We start from the raw sequence: 5,875 nt of genomic DNA, 5'->3' as shown, positions 1-5,875 counted from the left end.
TCCAACCGGCTACACCATCACCGGTACTTCGGGCACCAAGGGAATCAAGGCGGCCAAGACATCCGGGCAATTCGGCGCCGACGGATCGGCCAGCGCGACCGTCGCCATCACGGTCGACAAGTCGGTGCCCGATGGCTACTACCCGCTCGTTCTCACCACCAGGGTCCGGGACGGCTCCAGGACATTCAAGCTGCTCGTCACCGTCGATCAGGACTGATCCCGTCGTAATCGATGAGCAGATGCCGCGGGCCGCGGAACACCTGGCTGATGCGGTAGGGCGGAGGGTCCTCGACCAGCCGCGGGTTTTCCACCCGACGAAGAAACGCCTCGAACGCGGTGTTGACTTCCAACCGGGCCAACGGGCCGCCGAAACAGATGTGAACACCGCGCCCCCAGCCCACGTGTTCGTTGTCGGCGCGTTGCGGGTCGAACTCGTTGGGGTTGTGGAAGCGCCGCGGATCTCGGTTGGCCGCAGCGTAAATCAGATAGATGGGCGATCCCCGTGGGATCGTGGTGCCGGCAATCTCGATGTCCGCCAACGCTGATCGAGTGGGGAAGAACTGCACCGACGACTGCAGCCTCAGCACCTCTTCGATGGCACCGGGAATCAATTCCGGTTGGCTGCGCAACAATTCGATCGACCCGGGGTTGCGCAGCACGGTGAGCACGCAGTGCGAGATCAGATTGACCGTCGAGTCATGACCGGCGGCAAACAGCAGCATCGTGTTGTTGACGATCGCGCTCGGCGACATCGGCCCATCCGGTCCGTCATCGTGCACCAACTGTGAAATCATGCCCGGGCCAGGGGAATTCTCGGCTTTCTCGACCAGCCCGATGATGTATTTTTTGAACGCGGTGTTGGCCGCTTCACCTTTGGCCCGCCGGGCCTGGCCCTCCTCGGTGGCGATGTCGGGGCCAAGATCGAACAGGCCGGTGATGGCGTCGGCTATCCAGGGGTGAAACTGCGGCTCGTCTTCGATGGGCACACCGATGATCCGGCAGATCACACTCACCGGCAGCGGATAGGCGAACTCGTCGACAACGTCCATGCGGGTCTTGGCAGCTTCTTCGGAGGCCTTGTCGAGCAAGTCGTTGACGATCTGCTGACACAGCGGCTCCTGGCTGGGGATCACGTCCGGCGAATGCGGCGGGCCGAAAAACCGCATGCATTGCCGGCGCGCCCGATCGTGATCCGGCGGGTCCGAGGCGATAAAGCTCGGGTCTCGGTCGTAGGCCTCCATCATCTCCATCAGGGACGCGTCGGCAACGTGCCGACCGCCGGTGACCGCCGGACGACTATTGCGACGGTCGGAACTCACCCGCGGATCGTGGGCGAGCGCGATGAGCTCGTCGTATCCGGTGACGGCATAGATACCGTTGGTCACTCGCACCACCGGCGTCTTGCGCAGCTCGTCGAAGAACGGATAAGGATTCGCGCGGTTTTCATACCGCATCGCGGCGTCAAACGCTTCTTCGGGTGTCATCTGCGCCGCTCCTCACCGTTGCCGTGGCCGGAACTCAGCGTGGCGTTCGCTGAAGTCATGTCCCGTCAACACCACGTCCGGGGCCTCCGTCGGCACGCCGCGCGCCGGGAAATCGGCGGGCATCACCCGCATGTCCTCGGGGAAATCAAAACCCGGCGGTTGCGGCGGAAACGAACCCGACCGGGCGATCTCCTGCCGGTAATGCTCAATCCACTTGCCGTGGTTGAAGGTAACGGCGCCGACGATGCGGCCGCGACGACCATAGGCCGCGGCAAATCGGCGCTGCTTCACCGAACCCTGGGTGAACACGATTTCGTCGCCAAACGACGGCACGCCAACGGATTTGATGTTGACACCGAACTGACCCGACCAGAACTGCGGGATCAACAAGTGCGGCCATCGATCGACCTCCTCGCAGACCATGTTGTGTGCGGCGACCCGGGCGCCCAGTACCGCATTGTCCCAGTGCTCCATCGCCAGAAATTGGTAGTCGTAGAGCACATGCGGGGCACGCGCAATGTCGCCGGCCACGAAGACGTTGGTGGTGATCACCCCGTTGATGTCGAACGCGCGGCAGCCCGCATCACACCCTACCCCCCAGAATCCGGCGGCCAGCCCGCACCCTTCGAGCCACTCGACGTTGCGGATCGACCCCAACGACGTCACCACCACATCGACGTCGAGCGTGCTGCCGTCGGACAGCCGCGCGCGGCGCACGTGCCCGGCCGCGTCCCCCTCCAACCCCAGCACCGAGACGCCGGTGCGCAGATCCACGCCGGCCGCCCGCTGCATCTCGGCGCCGATCGTGCCGATCACCCCGCCGAGCGCGCCGGACAGCGGGGCCGGGCCGCGTTCGGTGACGGTGACCGCCAGGCCGAGGTCGCGGCACACCGACGCCGCTTCCGAGCCGATAAACCCGGAACCGATGATCAGCACCCGATTGGGACGGGCGGCCAACGCCGCCTGCAGCCGCGCGGCGTCGGCGCTGGTGCGCAGGGTATGGACGCCCTCAAGCGCGGCTTCCGCCGCGTTGGGCCAACGCCGGGCCCGCACACCGGTGGCGATCAGCAGCCGATCGCCATGAATCTCGGTGCCGTCAGCCAGCTGCACCAGCCGGTTCGCCCGGTCCAGGGCGGCCGCGGGGACACCGAGTCGCCACTCCGCATCCACCTGCCGCAGCCGCGGCAACTTCGTGTGGTCGGCCGCCACCCACCCCTTGAGGACCTGTTTGGACAGCGGCGGTCGGTCATAGGGCTCGTCCGGCTCATCGCCGATAATCGTGAGCTGCCCGTGAAAACCCTCTTCCCGCAGCCCTTCGGCGGCACGAAGCCCGGCCAGCGACGCGCCGACAATGACGATGCGGCCGTTGTCTTTGAAGCCATTCCGGTTCATCGGCGTCGGCCCGCTATTCGGTGTCGAGCCGGTCCACGATGATTGCCTGGACCGGGCATGACGCCGCCGCCCGCAATACCCGCAGACGCTGACTGTCGTCCGGGTTGGGGTCGTAGGTGAGGGTTTCTTCGCCGCTGAGCTTGAGCACCTCGGGTGCCAGCGGCACGCACTGCGCATACCCCAGGCAGCGGTTCAGGTCGATAACGATCCGCATAGCGACCTCGATCCTCATGCTGAAGACCTGATGCTGCGCAGCCTACATCCAGCCGCGTCGCCAATCTCGGGATTGCGAAAAGCGCTGACGGCGAGACGGATTCGCGGATCCGGGTGCATGCTGGTAGCCATGACGCGAAACGAGGTCACCGAGCAGATCGTCGTCGCCCGCTTGGCTAAGGGCTTGACCTGGCAGGAGTTGGCCGACGCGATCGGCCGGCCGGTGGTGTGGACCACCTCGGCGCTGCTCGGCCAGCACCCGATTCCTCCCGAACGGGGGGAGGTGCTGGTCGAGATGCTGGGTCTCGACGAGTCGGCGGTCGCGGTGCTCGCCGCACCGCCCATGCGCGGCGGGCTGCCCACCACGGTGCCCACCGACCCGACCATTTACCGCTTCTACGAGGCCCTGCAGGTATACGGCGGGGCGATCAAAGAGGTCATCCATGAGCAGTTCGGTGACGGGATTATGAGCGCGATCAACTTCAGCGTCGACGTGCAAAAGAAACCCCACCCGTCGGGCGACCGTGTGGTGGTGACATTCGACGGCAAATTCCTTCCCTACGACTGGGTTTCAGCGAAAGGCTGACGGCGTCGCCGCGGGCGATAACCCGTAACGGCTCTGCGAGCCCGTAAAGAAACCGTCAACAAACGAGCGCCCTGGGCCGTCCGCGCTTAATTTCTTTAAATACACCGTTGAGAGCCGCGTCGGTTGGTGCTCGTAAACGGATAGGACGGTGCCTTATCGATGATTCTGATCGGCTTGGCGCTCGCGGCAGTCTTGGCGGCTTACCCAATCGCCGTACTGCTATTTCCGGAAGGTCCGTAATTGAGTAGCACGGTCGCGGGAATCGCGTTCCTTGTTTTGCTCGTGGCGGCGCTGGCCGCTGTACACGCACCGTTGGGCGACTACATGTACCGCGTCTACACCTCGCCGCGGGACTTGAAAGTCGAAAAGGCCATCTACCGCGCCATCGGCGTCGACCCAAAAGCTGAACAGACCTGGACGTGGTATGCCCGCAGCATTTTGGCGTTCTCGGCGGTCGGCGTTCTGTTCCTGTTCTTTTTCGAACTGTTCCAGGACAAGCTGCCGCTGCATCTGCATGATCCGGCGACCAAGATGACCCCGTCGCTGGCCTGGAACACCGCGGTCAGCTTTGTTACCAACACCAGCTGGCAGTCGTATGCCGGAGAGTCGACGGAGGGCCATCTGGTGCAGATGGCCGGCCTCGTCGTGCAGAGCTTCCTCTCCGGTGCGGTGGGCATGGCCGTGGCTTTGGTGCTGGTGCGGGGCTTCGCCCGAGAAAAGGCCGAAGTGCTGGGCAACTTCTGGGTGGATATGGTCCGCGGCACGCTCCGCATCTTGCTGCCGATCGCGTTCATCGGCGCGATCGTGCTGCTCACCGGCGGGATAATCCAGAATCTCCACCTCCACGACCAGGTCGTCACCACATTGAGCGGCGCCCAGCAGACCATCACCGGCGGACCGATCGCCAGCCAGGAACCCGTCAAGTTGATCACCGGCGACGGCGGCGGGTTCTACAACGCACAATCAGCACATCCGTTCGAGAATCCAAGCTCGTGGACGAACTGGTTCGAGATCTTCCTGATGTTCGTGATCCCTTTTTCGCTGCCCCGCACCTTCGGGCGCGTCGTCGGCAACAGGAAACAGGGCTACGCGGTCGCCGCGATCATGGGTGTCCTCGCCGCGATGAGCATCGCCCTCATCCTGCTGTTTCAGCTGGGACATCACGGCACCGTCCCCACGGCGACCGGCGGCGCCATGGAGGGCATCGAGCAGCGTTTCGGGATCTTCGACTCGGCGATCTTTGCCGACACCGGCACGCTCACCTCCGACGGCGCCGTCGACTCGATGCACGACTCCTACACGAGCCTGGGCGGGCTGATCACCATGTTCAACATGCAGCTCGGCGAGGTAGCCCCGGGCGGGATCGGCTCGGGCCTTTACGGCCTCCTCCTACTGGCGGTGATATCGGTGTTTATCGCGGGGCTAATGGTCGGGCGCACACCGGAATACCTCGGCAAAAAGATCAGAGCCCGCGAAATGACTTTGTCGACAACGTTTATCCTTACCACGGAGCTGGCGGTGTTGGTTGGCACCGGAATCGCGATGGCCTTGCCGGGCCCACGTGCCAGCATGGCCAACACCGGCCCACACGGCCTGTCGGAAGTGCTGTACGCATTCACCTCCGCGGGCAACACCAATGGCTCGGCGTTTGCGGGCCTATCGGCAAATACCATGTTTTACAACACCGCTTTGGGCCTGGCGATGCTCCTCGGCAGGTATCTGCCGATGATCCTGGTGCTCGCACTCGCCGGATCGCTGGCTCGCCAGGGTCATACGCCGGCGTCCATCGGAACCCTGCCCACCCATCGGCCGCAATTCGTCGGTCTGGTTGCTGCGGTGACGGTTATTCTGTGTGCGCTGACATTTTTGCCGGCCTTAGCACTCGGGCCGCTTGCCGAAGGAATCCACTAGATGCGTGGCACCGCGTACTTCGAGCCCGATTGGCGGCGCGAGCAGCTGCGGACCAATTTGTGGCTTGTCCCGATCTTGCAAACGCTGGCGGTCGTCCTGCTGTTTGCCCTTACCTACACGGTGGATCGCATGGCGTATGACGGGATTATTCGGCTGCCGTCGTGGGTGCTCAACGGCACCGCCGATGTCGCGCGGGTCCTGCTGGCCACTGTCGCAGCGGCGATCATCACCGTGGTCGGCATCGTCTTCTCGATCACGATCGTGGCCCTGACGCTGGCCTCAACGCAGA

General features: G+C 64.1%; 7 protein-coding genes. 4 read left to right on the top strand and 3 right to left on the bottom strand.

What is annotated here, in order from left to right:
- Positions 1–217: hypothetical protein (locus VKI00_RS22260; protein ID WP_324441304.1), on the top strand; the 217-nt coding region annotated here is incomplete at its 5' end.
- Here the strand turns inward: VKI00_RS22260 and VKI00_RS22255 are convergent.
- Genes VKI00_RS22255 through VKI00_RS22245 form a run of 3 tightly spaced genes read right to left on the bottom strand, consistent with a single transcriptional unit; the run spans position 198 to position 3,090 of the window.
- Positions 198–1,484 carry a cytochrome P450 gene (locus tag VKI00_RS22255; RefSeq protein WP_324441302.1) on the bottom strand — a complete coding sequence of 429 codons (1,287 nt, stop codon included), beginning with the start codon at positions 1,482–1,484 and terminating at the stop codon, positions 198–200. The two genes, VKI00_RS22260 and VKI00_RS22255, sit on opposite strands and share 20 nt — an antisense overlap.
- Before the next feature lie 12 nt (positions 1,485–1,496).
- Positions 1,497–2,876 carry an NAD(P)/FAD-dependent oxidoreductase gene (locus VKI00_RS22250; RefSeq protein ID WP_324441300.1) on the bottom strand — a complete coding sequence of 460 codons (1,380 nt, stop codon included), beginning with the start codon at positions 2,874–2,876 and terminating at the stop codon, positions 1,497–1,499.
- 13 nt (positions 2,877–2,889) lie between these two features.
- On the bottom strand, positions 2,890–3,090 hold the full coding sequence (locus tag VKI00_RS22245) for a ferredoxin (protein WP_324441306.1): 201 nt from the start codon (positions 3,088–3,090) through the stop codon (positions 2,890–2,892).
- A 117-nt stretch (positions 3,091–3,207) separates the two neighbouring features.
- Between VKI00_RS22245 and cynS the strand changes: the two genes are divergently transcribed.
- The 3 genes from cynS to VKI00_RS22230 form a co-directional block, all read left to right on the top strand.
- On the top strand, positions 3,208–3,675 hold the full coding sequence (gene cynS / locus VKI00_RS22240) for a cyanase (protein ID WP_324441298.1): 468 nt from the start codon (positions 3,208–3,210) through the stop codon (positions 3,673–3,675).
- Positions 3,676–3,915: 240 nt separating this feature from the next.
- Positions 3,916–5,586, top strand: a complete 1,671-nt coding sequence (kdpA, locus tag VKI00_RS22235; RefSeq protein ID WP_324441295.1) for a potassium-transporting ATPase subunit KdpA — start codon at positions 3,916–3,918, stop codon at positions 5,584–5,586.
- Positions 5,587–5,875: DUF2254 family protein (locus tag VKI00_RS22230; RefSeq protein WP_324441293.1), on the top strand; the 289-nt coding region annotated here is incomplete at its 3' end.

Origin of the sequence: Mycobacterium sp., from assembly GCF_035314665.1 — a bacterium.
Lineage (GTDB): Bacteria > Actinomycetota > Actinomycetes > Mycobacteriales > Mycobacteriaceae > Mycobacterium.
The sequence above is the reverse complement of the archived record's forward strand: the minus strand, read 5'-3'. Positions and strand labels throughout refer to the sequence as shown.